The 16577-nt window shown below is 72.4% G+C and carries 13 protein-coding genes and 1 pseudogene; 6 read left to right on the top strand and 8 right to left on the bottom strand.

Features of this window, described 5'->3' with window-relative positions; all coding sequences use genetic code 11:
• Positions 1-75 precede the first annotated feature (75 nt).
• Positions 76-831 carry an enoyl-CoA hydratase/isomerase family protein gene (locus AB0L59_RS32505; protein WP_365590229.1) on the top strand — a complete coding sequence of 252 codons (756 nt, stop codon included), beginning with the start codon at positions 76-78 and terminating at the stop codon, positions 829-831.
• On the opposite strand, the gene AB0L59_RS32500 is transcribed toward AB0L59_RS32505, so the two are convergent.
• Together AB0L59_RS32500 and AB0L59_RS32495 are read right to left on the bottom strand one after the other, a co-directional pair.
• Positions 818-1453: a DJ-1/PfpI family protein gene (locus AB0L59_RS32500; RefSeq protein ID WP_365590228.1), complete on the bottom strand. Its 636-nt coding sequence runs from the start codon at positions 1451-1453 to the stop codon at positions 818-820. The genes AB0L59_RS32505 and AB0L59_RS32500 overlap by 14 nt on opposite strands.
• A gap of 83 nt (positions 1454-1536) precedes the next feature.
• On the bottom strand, positions 1537-2496 hold the full coding sequence (locus AB0L59_RS32495) for a GlxA family transcriptional regulator (RefSeq protein ID WP_365590227.1): 960 nt from the start codon (positions 2494-2496) through the stop codon (positions 1537-1539).
• 129 nt (positions 2497-2625) lie between these two features.
• On the opposite strand from AB0L59_RS32495, the gene AB0L59_RS32490 reads away from it, so the two are divergent.
• The 3 genes and pseudogenes from AB0L59_RS32490 to AB0L59_RS32480 all read left to right on the top strand — a co-directional run bounded on the left by AB0L59_RS32490 (position 2626) and on the right by AB0L59_RS32480 (position 5981).
• Positions 2626-2757 (top strand): LPFR motif small protein, encoded by a 132-nt coding sequence (locus tag AB0L59_RS32490; RefSeq protein ID WP_365590226.1) that lies wholly within the window; start codon positions 2626-2628, stop codon positions 2755-2757.
• 101 nt (positions 2758-2858) lie between these two features.
• Positions 2859-5243, top strand: a complete 2385-nt coding sequence (locus tag AB0L59_RS32485) for a Tex family protein (protein WP_365590225.1) — start codon at positions 2859-2861, stop codon at positions 5241-5243.
• Between the two features lie 167 nt (positions 5244-5410).
• Positions 5411-5981, top strand: a pseudogene (locus AB0L59_RS32480) (DinB family protein).
• A gap of 80 nt (positions 5982-6061) precedes the next feature.
• Here the strand turns inward: AB0L59_RS32480 and AB0L59_RS32475 are convergent.
• Both AB0L59_RS32475 and AB0L59_RS32470 read right to left on the bottom strand, forming a co-directional pair.
• Positions 6062-7702, bottom strand: a complete 1641-nt coding sequence (locus AB0L59_RS32475) for an ABC-F family ATP-binding cassette domain-containing protein (RefSeq protein ID WP_365590224.1) — start codon at positions 7700-7702, stop codon at positions 6062-6064.
• A 36-nt stretch (positions 7703-7738) separates the two neighbouring features.
• Positions 7739-8773, bottom strand: coding sequence for an oxidoreductase (locus AB0L59_RS32470; RefSeq protein ID WP_365590223.1), 1035 nt, complete (start codon positions 8771-8773; stop codon positions 7739-7741).
• A gap of 102 nt (positions 8774-8875) precedes the next feature.
• Between AB0L59_RS32470 and AB0L59_RS32465 the strand changes: the two genes are divergently transcribed.
• A complete protein-coding gene (locus tag AB0L59_RS32465; RefSeq protein WP_365590279.1) occupies positions 8876-9790 on the top strand; it encodes an FAD-dependent oxidoreductase in 915 nt (304 codons plus the stop codon).
• 127 nt (positions 9791-9917) lie between these two features.
• Here AB0L59_RS32465 and AB0L59_RS32460 read toward each other — a convergent pair whose 3' ends face one another.
• Positions 9918-11879, bottom strand: coding sequence for a Xaa-Pro dipeptidyl-peptidase (locus AB0L59_RS32460; RefSeq protein ID WP_365590222.1), 1962 nt, complete (start codon positions 11877-11879; stop codon positions 9918-9920).
• Between the two features lie 196 nt (positions 11880-12075).
• On the opposite strand from AB0L59_RS32460, the gene AB0L59_RS32455 reads away from it, so the two are divergent.
• The gene (locus tag AB0L59_RS32455; RefSeq protein ID WP_365590221.1) at positions 12076-13569 is read left to right on the top strand and encodes a M1 family metallopeptidase; all 1494 of its coding nucleotides are present in this window, start codon (positions 12076-12078) and stop codon (positions 13567-13569) included.
• An 11-nt stretch (positions 13570-13580) separates the two neighbouring features.
• On the opposite strand, the gene AB0L59_RS32450 is transcribed toward AB0L59_RS32455, so the two are convergent.
• From AB0L59_RS32450 to AB0L59_RS32440, 3 genes are read right to left on the bottom strand one after another with little or no spacing between them, the layout of a single operon-like run.
• On the bottom strand, positions 13581-14498 hold the full coding sequence (locus tag AB0L59_RS32450; protein ID WP_365590220.1) for a PfkB family carbohydrate kinase: 918 nt from the start codon (positions 14496-14498) through the stop codon (positions 13581-13583).
• On the bottom strand, positions 14495-14977 hold the full coding sequence (locus tag AB0L59_RS32445) for a macro domain-containing protein (protein WP_365590219.1): 483 nt from the start codon (positions 14975-14977) through the stop codon (positions 14495-14497). Before AB0L59_RS32445 ends, AB0L59_RS32450 begins: the two co-directional genes overlap by 4 nt.
• Positions 14978-15030: 53 nt before the next feature.
• Positions 15031-16506, bottom strand: coding sequence for an amino acid permease (locus AB0L59_RS32440; protein ID WP_365590218.1), 1476 nt, complete (start codon positions 16504-16506; stop codon positions 15031-15033).
• Positions 16507-16577 lie beyond the last annotated feature (71 nt).

The following is a 16577-nucleotide window of genomic DNA, read 5'->3' as shown; positions in this document are numbered from 1 at the left end:
CCGGGAGCGCCGGAACCCCCTGGGGGGCCGGCCCCGGCCTTGGTCGAGCTGGCGCGGGTGCATACCATCCGGGCCATGGAGCCCGAGCTGTCGCACCACGTCGAAGGCGCTGTCGCCACCGTCGTCATCCGCAACCCGGCCAAGCGCAACGCCATGACCGCCGCGATGTGGCGGGCGCTGCCGCCGCTGCTGGAGTCGTTCGCGCGGGACCCGGAGGTACGGGTGCTGGCGCTCACCGGGGAGGGCGGGACCTTCTGCGCGGGCGCGGACATCAGCGCGCTCCAGGGGTCTCCGGAGGAGGCACAGCGGCTCGCCGTGGCGGCCGAGGAGGCCCTGGCCGCGTTCCCCAAGCCGACCGTGGCGGCCGTGCGCGGGCACTGTGTGGGCGGCGGGGCGCAGCTCGCGGCGGCCTGCGACCTGCGGCTGGCGGAGGAGGGCGCGCTGTTCGGGGTGACCCCGGCGCGGCTCGGCATCGTCTATCCGGCCTCCTCGACCCGCCGGCTGGTGTCGCTGGTGGGCCCGGCCACCGCCAAGTACCTGTTGTTCACCGCCGACCTGATCGGCACCGGGCGGGCGCTCGCCACCGGGCTGGTGGACGAGGTGCTGCCGGCGGGCGAACTGGACAAGCGGGTCGTGGAGCTGACCCGGATGCTGGTCTCCCGCTCGCAGCTCACCCAGGCCGCGGCGAAGGAGTTCGCGGGCGGCCGGACGGACCGGGACGCCCACTGGGCCGACCGGGCCCGCGGCAACCCCGACACCGCGGAGGGGATCGCCGCGTTCCTCGAGCGCCGGCAGCCGCGGTTCACCTGGAGCGCGTCTACGTCAGACTGAACCGGCCGCCCGCGCGCAGCTCCTCCACGAGGTGCGCGGGCGCCTTCCGCGGGGACCCGGCGTCGTACGGTGGCTGCGGGTCGTACTCGGTCAGCAGCTGGACGGCCCGGGCGTGTTCGTCGCCCGCGATCCGGCCGGTCAGGGTGAGGGCCATGTCGATGCCGGAGGAGACCCCGGCGGCGGTGACGTACTTGCCGTCGGTCACGACCCGCTCCCCCGTCGGCTCGGCACCCAGCCTGCCCAGCAGCTCCAGAGCGGCCCAGTGGCTGGTCGCGCGGCGGCCGCGCAGCAGACCCGCGGCTGCCAACAGCAGCGAGCCGGAGCAGACCGAGGTCGTCCAGGTGGTGACCGCGTCGGCCGCGCGCAGCCAGTCCAGCAGGGCCGGGTTCTCCAGTTGGGCCAAGGTGCCGGGGCCTCCCGAGACCACCAGGAGGTCGGGAGCGGGCACCTCCTCGAGAGTCTTGTCGGCGAGGACGGCGAGGAATCCGGTGTCGGTGCGTACGGGGCCGGGCCGCTCGGCGACGAAGGTGAGCCGCGCGTCGGGGAGCCGGCTGAGGATCTCGTAGGGTCCGACGACGTCCAGGCCGGTGAAGCGGTCGTAGACGACCATGGCGATCTGCATCGCGGGTCCTTTCAGTGAGGGAGGCCCGGGCCGGAGGAACAGCGGGCCCCGGCAGCAGGAGGGACCGGTCGGCGAGGGCGGTTTCAGGGGGTCAGGGCCGGGCGGAAGCGCCGGCGGTACTCCGCCGGGGCCGTGCCGAGGGCCCTGACGAACGCGCGGCGCATGGCCTCGGGGGTGCCGTAGCCACTGGCGCGCGCGACCTCCTCGACGCCGTCGGCGGTGTCCTCCAGGAGGCGGCGGGCGTGTTCCAGGCGGACCCGGTCGACGTAGCGGCCGGGTGTCATGCCGGTCTCCTCCCGGAAGGCGCGTGCGAAGTGGCGGGGTGACAGCCGGGCGCGGGTGGCGAGTGACTCGACCGTGAGGTCGCCGGCCGGGTGCTCGGTGATCCACCGCTGGACCTCCCTCAGGGGCGCGCGCCGGGCGGTCTGGGCGGCCAGCTGGGCGCTGAACTGCGCCTGGTTGCCGGGCCGGCGCAGGAAGACCACCAGGTGGCGGGCGACGGCGAGGGCGACGTCCCGGTCCAGGTCCTCCTCGACCAGCGCCAGCGCCAGGTCGATGCCGGAGGTCACCCCCGCCGAGGTGGCGACGTGGCCGTCCCGGACGTAGATGGGCTCCGGATCCACGGCGACGGACGGATGCTCGCGCGCGAGTGTGTCGCAGTACGCCCAGTGGGTCGTGGCCCGCCGGCCGTCGAGCAGACCGGCCGCGGCGACCAGGATCGCGCCCGTGCACACGGACACCAGACGGGTTGCGCGCGGCCCGCGGGAGCGCAGCCAGGCGATCAGCCGGGGGTCGGGCAGGCGCGTGCCCTCGCCGCCGGGCACGAGCAGGGTGTGCGGATCGGGGGCCCCGGTGAGCGTCCCGTCCGGTACGAGGGTCAGGCCGCTGGAGGTGCGCACCGGGCCGCCGTCCAGGGAGGCCGTGCGGAGCCGGTACGTGCCCGGCGTGTGCTTCTCGGCGCCGGCGAACACCTCCAGCGGACCGGTGACGTCGAGGCTCTGGACGCCGTCGAAGAGGACGAAGAGGAGCGTGCGCTGCGGCATGCCCCCGATTCTTCGCCGACCCGCGAGTGGCCGCAATGACGACTTTCCCACCTTTTCTGCCATGGCCGCGCGATGAGGGCCGGCCGGTGAGGTACCCGGAGGTCAGTCGACCGACAGGAGGAGATTTCCGTGTTCGCTGCCCTCGCAGACGTGCTGCGGCAGGTCGGCGGTGCCGTCGCCACGGTGGTCACGCTGCCCTTCAGGGCCGTCGCCCGGTTGTTCGGCGGAGCGTCGTCGTCCGCACACGGTGGCCGTGCCTGAACCGGCCACGACTTCCCGCCACGTGCCGCCCTGATCCCCGGTTGTCGGTGTCACCTGCCACAATTGCCGCGCAACCTCAGTGGAGAAGGCGGTACGGGATCGTGACGACACCCGGATCCATCGAAGCAGGATCCATCGAAGGCAGGATCGCCGAGGAACTCGGCGTACGGGAGCGGCAGGTGAAGGCCGCGGTGGAACTGCTCGACGGCGGTTCGACGGTGCCCTTCATCGCCCGCTACCGCAAGGAAGCGACCGAGATGCTCGACGACGCGCAGCTGCGCACGCTCGAGGAGCGGCTGCGCTATCTGCGGGAACTGGAGGAGCGCCGGACCGCGATCCTGGAGTCGGTGCGCGAGCAGGGCAAGCTCACCGAGGAGCTTCAGGCACAGATCCGCGGCGCCGAGACCAAGGCGCGGCTCGAGGACATCTACCTGCCCTACAAGCCCAAGCGGCGGACCAAGGCGCAGATCGCCCGCGAGGCCGGTCTCGAGCCTCTCGCGGAGGGTCTGCTGGCCGACCCGACGGTGGAGCCCCTGGCCGCCGCCGCGGCGTTCGTGGACGCCGACAAGGGCGTCGCCGACCCGCAGGCCGCGCTGGACGGCGCGCGGGCGATCCTCACCGAGCGGTTCTCGGAGGACGCCGACCTGATCGGCGAGCTGCGCGAGCGCATGTGGGTGCGCGGCCGGCTGGCCGCGAAGGTGCGGGAGGGCAAGGAGGAGGCGGGCGCCAAGTTCGCCGACTACTTCGACTTCGCCGAGCCGTTCACGGAGCTGCCCTCCCACCGCATCCTGGCGATGCTGCGCGGCGAGAAGGAGGAGGTCCTCGATCTCGTCCTGGAGCCGGAGGAGCCCACGGAGGGCCCGTCGTCGTACGAGGGCATGGTCGCGCACCGGTTCGGGATCGCCGACCGGGGCCGGCCGGCCGACAAGTGGCTGGCGGACACGGTCCGCTGGGCCTGGCGTACCCGCATCCTCGTCCACCTCGGCATCGACCTGCGCCTGAGGCTGCGGACGGCCGCCGAGGACGAGGCGGTCGACGTCTTCGCCGCCAATCTCCGCGACCTGCTGCTGGCCGCCCCGGCGGGCACGCGCACGACGCTGGGTCTGGACCCGGGCTTCCGCACGGGTGTGAAGGTGGCCGTCGTCGACGCCACCGGCAAGGTCGTCGCCACCGACGTGATCTACCCGCACGTCCCGGCCAACAAGTGGGACGAGGCCCTCGCCAAGCTGGCCCGGCTCGCCGAGGAGCACGCGGTCGAGCTGGTCGCGATCGGCAACGGCACCGCCTCCCGCGAGACCGACAAGCTCGCGGGTGAACTGATCACCAGGCACCCGGAGTTGAAGCTCACCAAGGTGATGGTGTCCGAGGCGGGCGCGTCGGTGTACTCGGCGTCGCCGTACGCCTCGCGCGAACTGCCGGACATGGACGTGTCGCTGCGCGGCGCGGTCTCCATCGCCCGGCGCCTGCAGGACCCGCTGGCCGAGCTGGTGAAGATCGACCCGAAGTCCATCGGCGTCGGCCAGTACCAGCACGACCTGTCCGAGGCGAAGCTGTCCCGCTCGCTGGACGCGGTGGTCGAGGACTGTGTGAACGGCGTCGGCGTGGACGTCAACACCGCGTCCGTGCCGCTGCTCTCGCGGGTCTCGGGCATCTCCTCGGGCCTCGCCGAGAACATCGTGGCGCACCGGGACGCCAACGGTCCGTTCGCCTCCCGCGCGGAGCTGAAGAAGGTGGCGCGGCTCGGCCCGAAGGCGTACGAGCAGTGCGCGGGCTTCCTGCGCATCCGCGGCGGCGACGACCCGCTGGACTCCTCCAGCGTGCACCCCGAGTCCTACCCGGTGGTCCGCCGCATGGTGAAGACCACCGGCCAGGAGGTGGCCTCCCTCATCGGCAACACCGGTGTGCTGCGCTCGCTGAGGCCCGCCGACTTCGTGGACGACACCTTCGGTCTGCCGACGGTGACGGACATCCTGAAGGAGCTGGAGAAGCCCGGGCGCGACCCGCGTCCCGCCTTCAGGACGGCGACCTTCAAGGAGGGCGTGGAGAAGATCTCCGACCTGTCCGCCGGGATGATCCTGGAGGGCGTGGTGACGAACGTGGCCGCCTTCGGGGCGTTCGTGGACGTCGGCGTCCACCAGGACGGCCTGGTGCACGTGTCGGCGATGTCCAGGACGTTCGTCAAGGACCCGCGCGATGTCGCCAAGCCCGGTGACATCGTGAAGGTGAAGGTCCTCGACGTGGACATCCCGCGCAAGCGGATCGCCCTGACCATGCGCCTGGACGACGAGGCCGCTGTGCAGGGGCAGGGCGGCGGCCGTCAGCAGCGCGGCGGCGCCCGTCCGCCGCAGCAGCGGCAGGGCGGCGGCCAGGGCCGGCGCGAGGGCCGCGGCGGCGACCGGGGCGGCCGCCAGGCCCCGCCGCCCGCCAACAGCGCGATGGCCGACGCACTGCGCCGCGCGGGCCTGCTGGACCCCAGGAAGCGCTGACCCCGCGGGGCCTCGGCCGCGTCCCCGGGGAATCCGCCCCGGGGACAGGTCGTCCCACCGCCCGTCCGCCTCGCTCGGCCGACGAGGCACCCTCCTGCCCGGAGGGTGCCTCCGCCCGCCCCCGGAAAACCGGTGGACCATGGTCACCCCGTCGGCAGACTGGGCCCATGACGGATCCCAAGGACGACCTGCGGGTGTACCTCCAGGACGCCCGCGACGTACTGCTGTGGAAGCTGGGCGGCCTGCCGGAGTACGACATGCGGCGGCCCCTCACTCCGACGGGCACGAATCTGCTGGGCCCGGTGAAGCATCTGACCGGCGCCGAGGCGCTGTACTTCGGGGCCGCCTTCGGCCGGCCGTTCGCCGGTACGCCCTTGTGGATCACCGGTGACGCCGAGCCGGACGCGGATCTGTTGGGCACGGGCCGACGAGATCCGCGAGGACATCGTCGACCTGTACGGACGGGCCTGCGCCCACTCGGACGAGACCATCGCGGCGCTCCCCCTGGACGCGGTCGGCCGGGTGCCGGGCGCGCCGAAGGAGACGACCCTGCACCGGATCCTGACCCACATGATCGCCGAGACCCAGCGGCATGCCGGACGCGCCGACATCGTGCGGGAGCTGATCGACGGGACGGCGGGCCGGCGGCCGGACGGGCTGAACGTGGCGCCGCACGACCCCGAGCACGTCGCCCGGGTGGAGCGAGCGGCGCGGCAGGCCGCCGCCGCAGCGCCCTGAGGGGCCCTGGGAGACTGGGCCACCAGCCACGAAGGAGCCGGGGACGGGCGACGGCACGCCCCGGCACGCCCAGCGCGGCGCTACCGCTCCGTCACCTTGCCGTCCGCCACCTCCAGGCGCCGGGTCACCCGGACCGCGTCCAGCATGCGGCGGTCGTGGGTGACCAGAAGCAGGGTGCCCTCGTAGGCGTCGAGGGCCTGTTCCAGTTGTTCGATGGCGGGCAGGTCGAGGTGGTTCGTGGGCTCGTCCAGGACCAGGAGGTTGACGCCCCGGGCCTGCAGGAGGGCCAGGGCGGCGCGGGTGCGTTCGCCCGGGGAGAGGGTCGCGGCCGGGCGCAGGACGTGGCCGGACTTCAGCCCGAACTTGGCGAGCAGGGTACGGACGTCGACCGGCTCGGTGTCCGGGACGGCCGCGCAGAAGGCGTCCAGCAGGGCCTCGGTGCCGTGGAAGAGCTTGCGGGCCTGGTCGACCTCCCCGACCAGGACGCCCGGGCCGAGCGCGGCGTGTCCGGAGTCGAGCGGGATCCGGCCGAGCAGCGCGCCGAGCAGGGTCGACTTGCCGGCACCGTTGGCCCCGGTGACCGCGACCCGGTCCGCCCAGTCGATCTGCAGGCAGACGGGGCCGAAGCTGAAGTCACCGCGCCGCACCTCTGCGTCGCGCAGGGTCGCGACGACCGCGCCGGAGCGCGGGGCGGACGCGATCTCCATGCGCAGCTCCCACTCCTTGCGGGGCTCCTCGACCACCTCCAGGCGCTCGATCATGCGCTGGGTCTGGCGCGCCTTGGCGGCCTGCTTCTCGCTGGCCTCGCTGCGGAACTTGCGGCCGATCTTGTCGTTGTCGTTGCCCGCCTTGCGCCGGGCGTTCTTCACACCCTTGTCCATCCAGGCCCGCTGCGTCTGCGCACGGTCCTGGAGGGCGGCCTTCTTGTCCGCGTACTCCTCGAAGTCCTCGCGGGCGTGCCGGCGGGCCACCTCGCGTTCCTCCAGGTAGGCCTCGTAGCCGCCGCCGTAGAGGTTGATCTGCCGCTGGGCCAGGTCCAGTTCGAGGACCTTGGTGACCGTGCGGGTGAGGAACTCGCGGTCGTGGCTGACGACGACCGTGCCGGCGCGCAGACCGGTGACGAAGCGCTCCAGGCGCTCCAGGCCGTCCAGGTCGAGGTCGTTGGTGGGCTCGTCCAGCAGGAACACGTCGTACCGGGACAGCAGGAGCGAGGCCAGGCCGGCGCGGGCCGCCTGGCCGCCGGACAGGGAGGTCATCGGCTGGTCCAGGTCGACGGTGAGGCCGAGGGAGTCGGCGATCTCCTCGGCGCGCTCCTCCAGGTCGGCGCCGCCGAGGCCGAGCCAGCGCTCGAGGGCGGTCGCGTAGGCGTCGTCGGCGCCGGGCGCGCCGTCGACCAGGGCCTGGGTGGCCTCGTCCATGACGCGCTGGGCCTCGGCGACACCGGTGCGGCGGGCCAGGAACTCCCGGACGGTCTCCCCCGGCCTGCGCTCGGGCTCCTGCGGCAGATGGCCGACGGTCGCGGTCGGCGGGGACAGCCTCAGCTCACCCTGCTCGGGCGGGGTGAGGCCGGCTAGCAGCCTCAGCAGGGTGGACTTGCCCGCGCCGTTGGCACCGACGAGACCGATCACGTCTCCGGGTGCGACGACGAGGTCCAGCCCGGAGAAGAGGGAGCGGTCTCCGTGCCCGGCGGCGAGGTTCTTGGCGACGAGGGTGGCAGTCATCAGGACGCCGATCTTAACGGGCCCGGAGCCCGCGACTCAGCCGCGTTTTCCGCCGGTGACCGGTGCCGCGAGCACGCCTCCCGTCGTCCGGGCGACGACGTACGCCTCCCCCTTGACCGCCTTCGGGTCCAGCGGGACACGGTGCCGGCCGGGCTCCAGGACGCCGTCGAACACCTCGCGGGTGTGGGTGCGGTAGAGCCGGTCGAGGCGGTAGGCGGTGATCCGCACCCGGCATGCCGAGGTCACCTCGACCTGCGCGGCACCGTCGGCGAGGGCCAGCCCGGTGAGCCGGCGCTGCGGGAGCGGGCTGCGGTCCAGGGCGTGCTCGATCTGGGCGACGAGCAACGGCACGATCGGGGCCAGGCCGTCCACCCGGGCGACGTCGACTCCGGCGCGCTCGAAGGTCCCCAGTACGGCGCCCCGTTCGGCCTCGCCGACCGCGCGGCCGAAGGCGACCGCGCCGTACCCGCGGAGCTCCTCGGCGGAGACCTCCCGGGCCTCCTGGCTGATGTCGGCGCCGATGCCGATGGCGCGCAACGCGGCGGCCAGCTTGGCCAGGACCGCGACCCGGGCGCCGATCAGCAGCACCCGCCGGCGCGGCGGTCCGCAGGAGCCGTCCGTCAGGGCGCCGAGTGCGGCGCGGTACTCGGCGCCCTGGAAGCGGAACGGCCCTATGCCGTGGTAGCCGTTGAGCTCCAGGTCGGCGTGCTCGTCCGTCTGCCAGGCGAAATCCCGCCAGATGTAGTCCTCGCCGTCGCGCTCGATGACGGCGGTGACCGCTCCGCAGCCCAGGTCCGCGCACTCGGGACAGCCGTAGATGACGAACCGGCCGTCCGGGAGCGGCGGTTCGGCCTCCAGCAGGAGCGCGCGCACCTGCGCGGTGAAGATGGCGGGCGGGACGTCCGAGGCGAGCGGGGACACGGCGTCCAGGTCGGACAGCCGGAACAGGAGCGGACGGCCGTCCACGACGAAGTCCACGAAGTCGCGGTGGACCTGGTAGCCGCCGTCGGCGAGCACACCGCCGGCGCGGATCGCCGGTGCCAGGCCGAAGGTCGCGTATGCGGCAGACATGCTGTGAGTATCCCCACACCGGCACGGATGTGAGCGCAGCATGACAGAGTCGGCCGGACAGGGCCTATCGTCCTGGGGGTGGACAGCGAGCCGAGTGACGCGGTGATCGTGGTCGGGAGCGGGGTCGTCGGCCTGACGACGGCCGTGGTGCTGGCCGAGTCCGGGCGTCGGGTACGGGTGTGGGCACGGGAGCCCGCGGAGCGTACGACCTCGGCGGTCGCCGGCGGCCTGTGGTGGCCGTACCGCATCGAGCCGGAGCCGCTGGTCGGTGCGTGGGCGCTCGAGTCCCTCGCCGTGTTCGGGGAGCTGGCGGACCGGCCGGAGGAGACGGGCGTACGCCTGGTCGACGGCGTACACCGGGGGACCCGGCTGGACGAACTGGGCGCCTGGGCGGGCCGGGTGCCGGGCCTGCGGGCCGTGGCCGAGGGTCTCGCGGCGCGGCTGCCGGTGATCGACATGCCGGTGCATCTGGCGTGGCTGCGGGAGCGGCTCGCGAGGGCCGGAGGGGTGGTGGAGGTCCGCGAGGTGGCCGATCTGGCCGCGGTGCCCGCGCCGGTCGTCGTCAACTGCACGGGCCTTGGCGCGCGTTCGCTGGTGCCGGACCCGGCGGTGCGTCCGGTGCGGGGACAGCTGGTGGTCGTGGAGAATCCGGGGATCACCACCTGGTTCACGTCCGTCGGCCACTCCCGCGACACCTCCACCTACTTCATCCCTCAGCCGGGCGGGCTGCTGCTCGGCGGTACGGCCGAGGAGGACGACTGGTCCCTGGATCCGGACCCGGCCACCGCCGAGACGATCGTGGCCCGGTGCGCGGTGGTTCGGCCGGAGATCGCGGGGGCCCGGGTGCTGGACCATCGGGTGGGATTGCGGCCGGTGCGGGAGGCGGTACGGCTGGAACGGGAGCCGCTGCCCGGCGGGCGTGTGCTGGTGCACGACTACGGGCACGGCGGGGCCGGGGTGACGGTGGCGTGGGGATGCGCGCGGGAGGCGGCCGGGTTGGCGTTTCCGGCCGCCTGAACGGGCCCCGGCGCGGGGCGGGTCCGCTTGCCCGCGCTGGGGAGCCGACGGCCGCGCATCCGGAAAGCGTCGGAAGACCCCACGGCCCGTCCGCCGCACGCGGCGGACGGGCCTGGCCCAGCGGCGACTACTGCGGGACGTGCCGGCCGACTCGGGGTGCGCGGACCCCCTGCAAGGCGGCCGGCACGGGAGCCGCGGCCGTGGTGCCGGACGTGGCCCGGGCGAACGCCGCCGCGCCCCCGACCAGCGGGAGCCCGGCCGTCGTACCCGACAGGGCCACCGTGAGCGTCGGCTTCGTGGACGGCGGGTCGATGAGGTCCTTGTCCGTGCCCGCGATGATCAGGGCAAGCCGGTGCCCCTGAGGCACGACGTGGTCGGTGGCCGCGAGGCGGAGGGTCATCGTGTACGCCTTGCCCGGAGTGAGCGGGACGCCCTTGGTGAGGGAGGCGTAGTGGCCGAGGTCGGCCCAGCCGCGGCTGAACACGGTGTAGTCGACCTTGGCCGTCTTGGCCTCGGTCTCCTTGAAGCAGGCGCTGTCCCCGGCCGTGCTCGCGCCCCAGCAGGTGCGGTTGCCGAGCGTGGTGATGCCTTCGGCGGCGTCCGCGTAGTCGCGGATGGTGTCCGGGCCGAGGTCGACCAGGACGGCGGACAGATGGGCCGAGGTGGTGGTCGGCGTCGCGGTCACCGTCACCGTGGACGAGCCGGACAGGCGCAGGTCATGGGTGAGCGGTGCGGTGAGGAACCCGGCCTTCTCCGGAGTCGGCGCGGTGAGGTGGGCCGCCCAGTCCGTCTCGCTCAGTTTCGGGTCGTCGGTGAAGCTCTCGCTGCCGGTGGCCGGGCGCAGGCCGAGCGTGCCGACGCCGGCCTTGGTGCCGGGGGCCGGGTGCAGGACGGTGGTGCGGGTGGTCTGCGGGGGCCAGACCCGGGAGGTGACCCATTGGTCGGGGTGGCGTTCGATGTCGGCCATCGGCTCGCGGTCGATTCCGTTGTCGTAGCCGAGGAGTTCGTGGTCGAACCAGCGGTGCAGGGTGTCGACCCAGGCGCCGCGCCGGTAGTCGAAGGGGTCGACATGGCCGGTCTGGGAGAGCCAGATCTTCCGATCGACGCCGTGCTTCGCGAGGGCGTCCCACCACTGCCCGAAGTGCTTGGTGCGGACGTTGAGGTCCTGCATGCCGTGCACCAGGAACACGCTGGCGCGCACGTTCGCCGCGTCCTTGACGTAGTCCCGTTCGTTCCACAGCCCGGTCCAGTCTCCGCTGCGCGGGCTGCCGTCGGCGAGTTCCTTCTGTACGGCCGCGCAGTGGGCGTGTGCCGCGTCGCTCTCGACGTAGCCGGCCAGTTCGTCGGGGCCGCCGTCGTACAGCGGGGCGCCCTGTGCGAAGTAGTAGTCGTACCAGGAGGAGATGCCGCTGATCGGGACGATGGTCTTCAGACCCTTGACGCCGGTGGCGGCGACGCCGTTGGCGATCGTGGCGTCCCAGCTCTTGCCGATCATGCCGGTGCGGCCGTTGGTCCAGGTGGCCTTGACGGTCGTGGTCCCGGTCCGGCTGGTGTACGCCGTGGCCCGGCCGTTCAGCCAGTCGACGACGGCCTTCGCGGACTGGATGTCGGAGCGGCCGCCGACGTCGACGCAGCCGTCGGAGCGGTTGGTGCCGGCGAGGTCGACGCCGACGAAGGCGTAGCCGCGGGGCACGAAGTAGTTGTCGTAGAAGAGCGGCATCTGGACGACATGGCCGTGCGAGTCGTACGTCTTGACCTGGCTCTCGTTGCCGCGTCCGCAGCACGAGTAGTAGGGGCTGGCGTCCATGATGACGGGCACCTTGCGGCCCTCGCGGGCCGGCTCCGCAGGCCGGACGATGTCGGCGGCGACACGGTCGCTCCTGCCGTCGCCGTCCTCGTCGAGGCCGGTGTCCACCCACACGGACTCGCGGACGGCGTGGGCGTAGGAGTAGACGGGCCGGCTCTCGCGGGGCGCGGCGGCCTGTGCGGCGGACGGGGTGAGGAAGGCGGCCGTCAGGATGGCGACGACCGCGGTCGCGAGCGCTCTCCAGATCGTGAAGCGCGTGCGTACGAGGGTGCGAATCGGCATGCGCGGACGGTACCCCGGCGAACTCCCGTACTGAAGAGGGCTTTCCGGCGACTCGCGGGCCGATGACAGCCGAATGGCGATCGTGTGACAGCAGGGGCCATGGACAGGTCAGAGGCCACAGGGACTGAATAGGCTCCGAACAGAGTTCTCCGAAGGACTCCGAACGGACGTGAAGTCCCGACGACTTGGAGCTGACGTGCACCGCAGAATCATCGCGCCGGGCGCACTGGCGGCGGCCTCCCTCCTGCTGGCGATCCCGGCATCGGCCGCGAGCTACTCCCCCGGCACGCCGGGCATCGGCGACCCCTACTACCCGTACTACGGCAACGGCGGCTACGACGTCTCGCACTACGACCTGAGGCTGCAGTACCAGCCGAAGACGGACGAGCTGCAGGGCACCGCCACGATCCTGGCGCGGACCACGCAGGACCTGTCCAGCTTCGACCTGGACTTCCTGCTGGACGTGAGCGAGGTGCGGGTCGACGGCGCCAAGGCCGCCTTCACCACCTCCGGACAGCACGAGCTGGTGATCACGCCGAAGAACCCGCTGGCGAAGGGCACGCCGATCACGGTCGTCGTCCGCTACAGCGGGGTGCCGTCGACGAAGAGCGCGTACGGCTTCGACACATGGCACCGCACGCCGGACGGCGCGGTGGCGGCCGACGAGCCCGAAGCGGCCTGGTGGTGGTTCCCGAGCAACGACCATCCGAGCGACAAGGCCACCTACGACGTGTCGGTGGCCGTGCCGGACGGGACCCAGGCCATCTCCAACGGCACGCTGCAGGCGACCAGTTCGAAGCTCGGCTGGACCCGCTACAGCTGGCGGCAGAACAAGCCGCAGGCGACCTATCTGGCCACCCTCGCCATCGGCAGGTTCGACATCACCACCAGCACCTCCGACGGCGGGGTGCCCGTCCTCAACGCCTACAGCAAGGATCTCGGCGACAACGACGGGGCCGCGCGGGCGAGCGTGGAGCGCACCGGCGAGATCGTCGACTGGCTGAGCAACTACTTCGGGCCGTATCCCTTCAGCTCGGCCGGCGGGTACGTGCCGAACACCACGACCGGGTACGCGCTGGAGACCCAGACCCGCGTCTACTACAGCCCGAAGCAGTTCGCGAAGGGCTCCAACACCTCGGTGGTGGTGCATGAGCTGGCCCACCAGTGGTACGGCGACGACGTGTCGCTGAAGGGCTGGAAGGACATCTGGCTCAACGAGGGCTTCGCGACGTACGCGCAGTGGCTGTGGTCGGAGCACGAGGGCGAGGGCACCACACAGCAGCTCGCCGACTACGTGTACGCCTCCCACCCCGCCGACGACTCCTTCTGGACGGTCGAGCCCGGTGACCCGGGCCCGGACAACCAGTTGGACGACGCCGTCTACGACCGCGGTGCCCTCGCCATCCAGGCGCTGCGCAACGCCGTCGGCGACGACGCCTTCTTCCGCATCCTGAAGGGCTGGCCCAAGGAGCACGCGTACGGCAACGCCTCGGTGGCCGACTTCCAGAAGTACGCCGAGCAGGTGTCCGGCAAGCCTCTGGCAGCGCTGTTCGACACCTGGCTCTTCCAGCCGTCCAAGCCGGCCGCGCCCGCGGCCCGCGCCGCGTCCCTGGCCAAGGCCGACACGCCCGTGGCCCAGCCCAGGTCCTGGAAGAAGATCGAGGCGGCGCACGGCGGCCACGGGCGCTGACCCGCGGCTGTCTAGGGTCTCGGCGCCGCCGCCCGTCTCAGCAGTTCGTCCCGGCCCATCGACTCCGCCCGGGAGGCCGGGACCGTGCAGGCGTACGCGCCCGCGACCGCGCCGTAGCGGGCACAGACACGCGGCGGCTCGCCGCTGAGCCGGCCGTAGAGGAACGCGGCGGCGAAGGCGTCGCCCGCGCCGTTGGAGTCCACCACCGGCGCGGGCGGCAGCGCCGCGGGCACGTGGGTCAGTACGCCGTCGGCGAGCAGCCGAGCACCGTCGGCTCCGGCGGTGGCGACGACCACCTCGGCCCGGCCCCGCTCGGCTATGCGCCGCATGGTCCGCTCGGGGTCGGTCAGCGCGGCGGCCGACAGGAAGACGACGTCCGCCGCGTACGCGAACGGCTCGTGGTATCCGTTCTCCCCGTCCCAGTCGTGGAGATCCGTCGACAGGGGTACGCCCGTCGCGGTGAGCACGGGCAGGGCCTCGGCGCAGGGCTGGGTGATCGTCACGTGCACATGCCGGCTCGCTCCGGCCAGCATGCGCAGCATCTCCGGCGGGAAGCGGTCGCCGGGGCGGGCGCGGCTGGTGTCGTACAGGGACAGGCGGCGGCCGTCCGGGCCGACCAGGTTCACCGCCCGCTTGGTGCCGGCGGGCTGCGGCAGTGCCGTCAGTCCGATGCCGTGCTCGTGGTGCAGGGCCCGCACGAGGTCGCCCTCGGGGTCGTCGCCGACGAGGTCGACGTGGTGGGTGCGCAGACCGAGTGCGGCGAGGCCCAGAGCGACGAAGTCGCCGGTCTGCCCGGCCCGGGTGCGGATCCCGGAGTCGATCATGTAGCTGTCCGCGTACGGCAGGGGCAGTGCGGGCACGTGGATGATCGTGTCCACGCCGGCTCCGCCCAGCACCAGGACGTCCGTCGCGGGCGTGTGCGAGCTCATCGGCCGCCCTCTGCGTGGTCGTACACCCTCACCCTGATCCCTCGCTTCGCCAGTCGCTCGGTGATGAGCGGCTCGATGCGGGACCATGTGCCGCCCGCCAGGCCGCAGCCTATGCGGGGCATGTGCACGGACGCACCGAGCGCGATCACTTCGTCGGCGAGGCGGGCGAGGGCGGTGTCGATCGCCTCGTAGCGGACGGGGACGCCCTTGCTGCCCGTCCTGATACCGCGCTGGCCGATCATGTTGGCCACCCACAGACACGGCTCGACCCGGACCAGCTGGACCGCGCCGAGCCCGAAGTCGTCGTGGGCGCGGTCGCGGTGCCAGGCGCGGTACGCCGCCTCCGGCTCCGGCCAGCGACGCGAGAGCGCGAAGCCCCTCCCCCAGCCGCCGATGTCGTTACAGACATGGGCGATCACCTTGACGCCCTTGACCGACGGCACGGTGGCGTCACCCCGGACATACGTGATCTCCGACATGACGCCACCGTAGGCGATGCCACCGACAGTGGCTCAGGGCTTTTCCGGGGCCGCTACTTCGTGAGTTCGGACAGTTCCCGGTCGGTGTTCCGCGCCACCCGGCGGCGTACACCGAACCAGCCGGCGACCAGCATGACGGCGATCACCGGGATGAGGAGCAGGGTCTTGCGGCCGACATCGGGGTCGTTCCACATCATGCCGAGGCAGACCAGCAGGAAGGCGATCGTGGCGACCTCGGTGGCAGGGCTGAACTTCAGCTGGAAGCGCGGCCGGGTCACCAGGCCCGCGCGGGCGCGGCGGACGAAGATCATGTGGCAGAGCATGATGATCACCCAGGTGCTGATGATGCCGAGGGAGGCGACGTTCAGCACGATCTCGAAGGCCTGGCTGGGCACCAGGTAGTTCAGGCCGACGCCGAGCACGCAGACCGCGCAGGTCAGCAGGATGCCGCCGTAGGGCACCTGGTTGCGGTTCATCCGGGCGGTGAACTTCGGCGCCGAGCCCGCCATGGCCATGGAGCGCAGGATGCGGCCGGTGGAGTACAGGCCGGAGTTCAGCGAGGACATCGCGGCGGTCAGCACGACCAGGTTCATGACGTCGCCGGCCGCCGGGACGCCGATCTTCGACAGGACCGTGACGAACGGGCTCTCGTCGGCGGAGTACACCGAGCCGGGCAGCAGCAGGGCGAGCAGCACGACCGAGCCGACGTAGAACAGGCCCACGCGCCACATGATCGAGTTCACCGCGCGCGGGACCACCTTCTCCGGCTCGGCGGTCTCGCCGGCGGCGACGCCGACCAGCTCCAGGGCGGCGTAGGCGAAGATCACGCCCTGCATGACCAGGACGACCGGCATCGCGCCGTGCGGGAAGAGTCCGCCGTGGTCGCCGATGACGCTCAGGCCGGGGGTGTGGCCGCCGACCTTGTGCTGGGTGGCGAGCAGGAAAATGCTGATCAGCATGAAGCCGACGATGGTGGCGACCTTGATGATCGCGAACCAGAACTCCATCTCGCCGAAGATCTTCACCGAGATCAGGTTCACGGCCAGGACCACCGCGAGGGCGATCAGGGCCAGCAGCCACTGGGGAATGCTGGTGAACATGGACCAGTAGTGCGTGTAGAGCGCGATCGCGGTGATGTCGGCGATACCGGTGGTCGACCAGTTCAGGAAGTACATCCAGCCGGCGACGTAGGCGCCCTTCTCGCCGAGGAACTCACGGGCGTAGGACACGAACGATCCGGAGGACGGGCGGTACAGGACCAGCTCGCCCAGAGCCCGGACGACGAAGAAGGCGAAGACGCCGCAGACCAGATAGGCCAGGGCGAGCGCCGGGCCCGCGTTGTGCAGGCGGCCGCCGGCGCCCAGGAGGAGTCCGGTGCCGATGGCGCCACCGATGGCGATCATGTTGACGTGGCGGGCCTTGAGGTCCTTGCTGTAACCGGCGTCGCCCGCGTCCGCGGGCGTCCGGGCCGCCTGCGCCGCCTGGGTGCTGGCGGCGGCCTGTGCCGATTCCACGGCGTCCTTGCTCACGGGTGGTACCACTTCCTGGTGCGCCCGGACCTCGTGGGTCCGGGGGACGTGCAGGGCTTGGCCCGCACCAC

The organism is Streptomyces sp. NPDC052109, assembly GCF_040680195.1.
Lineage (GTDB): Bacteria > Actinomycetota > Actinomycetes > Streptomycetales > Streptomycetaceae > Streptomyces.
Note: the sequence above shows the minus strand (reverse complement) of the source record. Positions and strands in the feature narration are given on the sequence as shown.

Excerpts from the sequence above, each read along its gene's own strand:
- AB0L59_RS32470 (WP_365590223.1), bottom strand. The coding sequence starts at position 8,773 with ATGTCTGCCGCATACGCGACCTTCGGCCTGGCACCGGCGATCCGCGCC.
- AB0L59_RS32505 (WP_365590229.1), top strand. The coding sequence starts at position 76 with ATGGAGCCCGAGCTGTCGCACCACGTCGAAGGCGCTGTCGCCACCGTC.
- AB0L59_RS32475 (WP_365590224.1), bottom strand. The coding sequence starts at position 7,702 with ATGACTGCCACCCTCGTCGCCAAGAACCTCGCCGCCGGGCACGGAGAC.
- AB0L59_RS32445 (WP_365590219.1), bottom strand. The coding sequence starts at position 14,977 with ATGTCGGAGATCACGTATGTCCGGGGTGACGCCACCGTGCCGTCGGTC.
- AB0L59_RS32460 (WP_365590222.1), bottom strand. The coding sequence starts at position 11,879 with ATGCCGATTCGCACCCTCGTACGCACGCGCTTCACGATCTGGAGAGCG.
- AB0L59_RS32500 (WP_365590228.1), bottom strand. The coding sequence starts at position 1,453 with ATGCAGATCGCCATGGTCGTCTACGACCGCTTCACCGGCCTGGACGTC.
- AB0L59_RS32495 (WP_365590227.1), bottom strand. The coding sequence starts at position 2,496 with ATGCCGCAGCGCACGCTCCTCTTCGTCCTCTTCGACGGCGTCCAGAGC.
- AB0L59_RS32450 (WP_365590220.1), bottom strand. The coding sequence starts at position 14,498 with ATGAGCTCGCACACGCCCGCGACGGACGTCCTGGTGCTGGGCGGAGCC.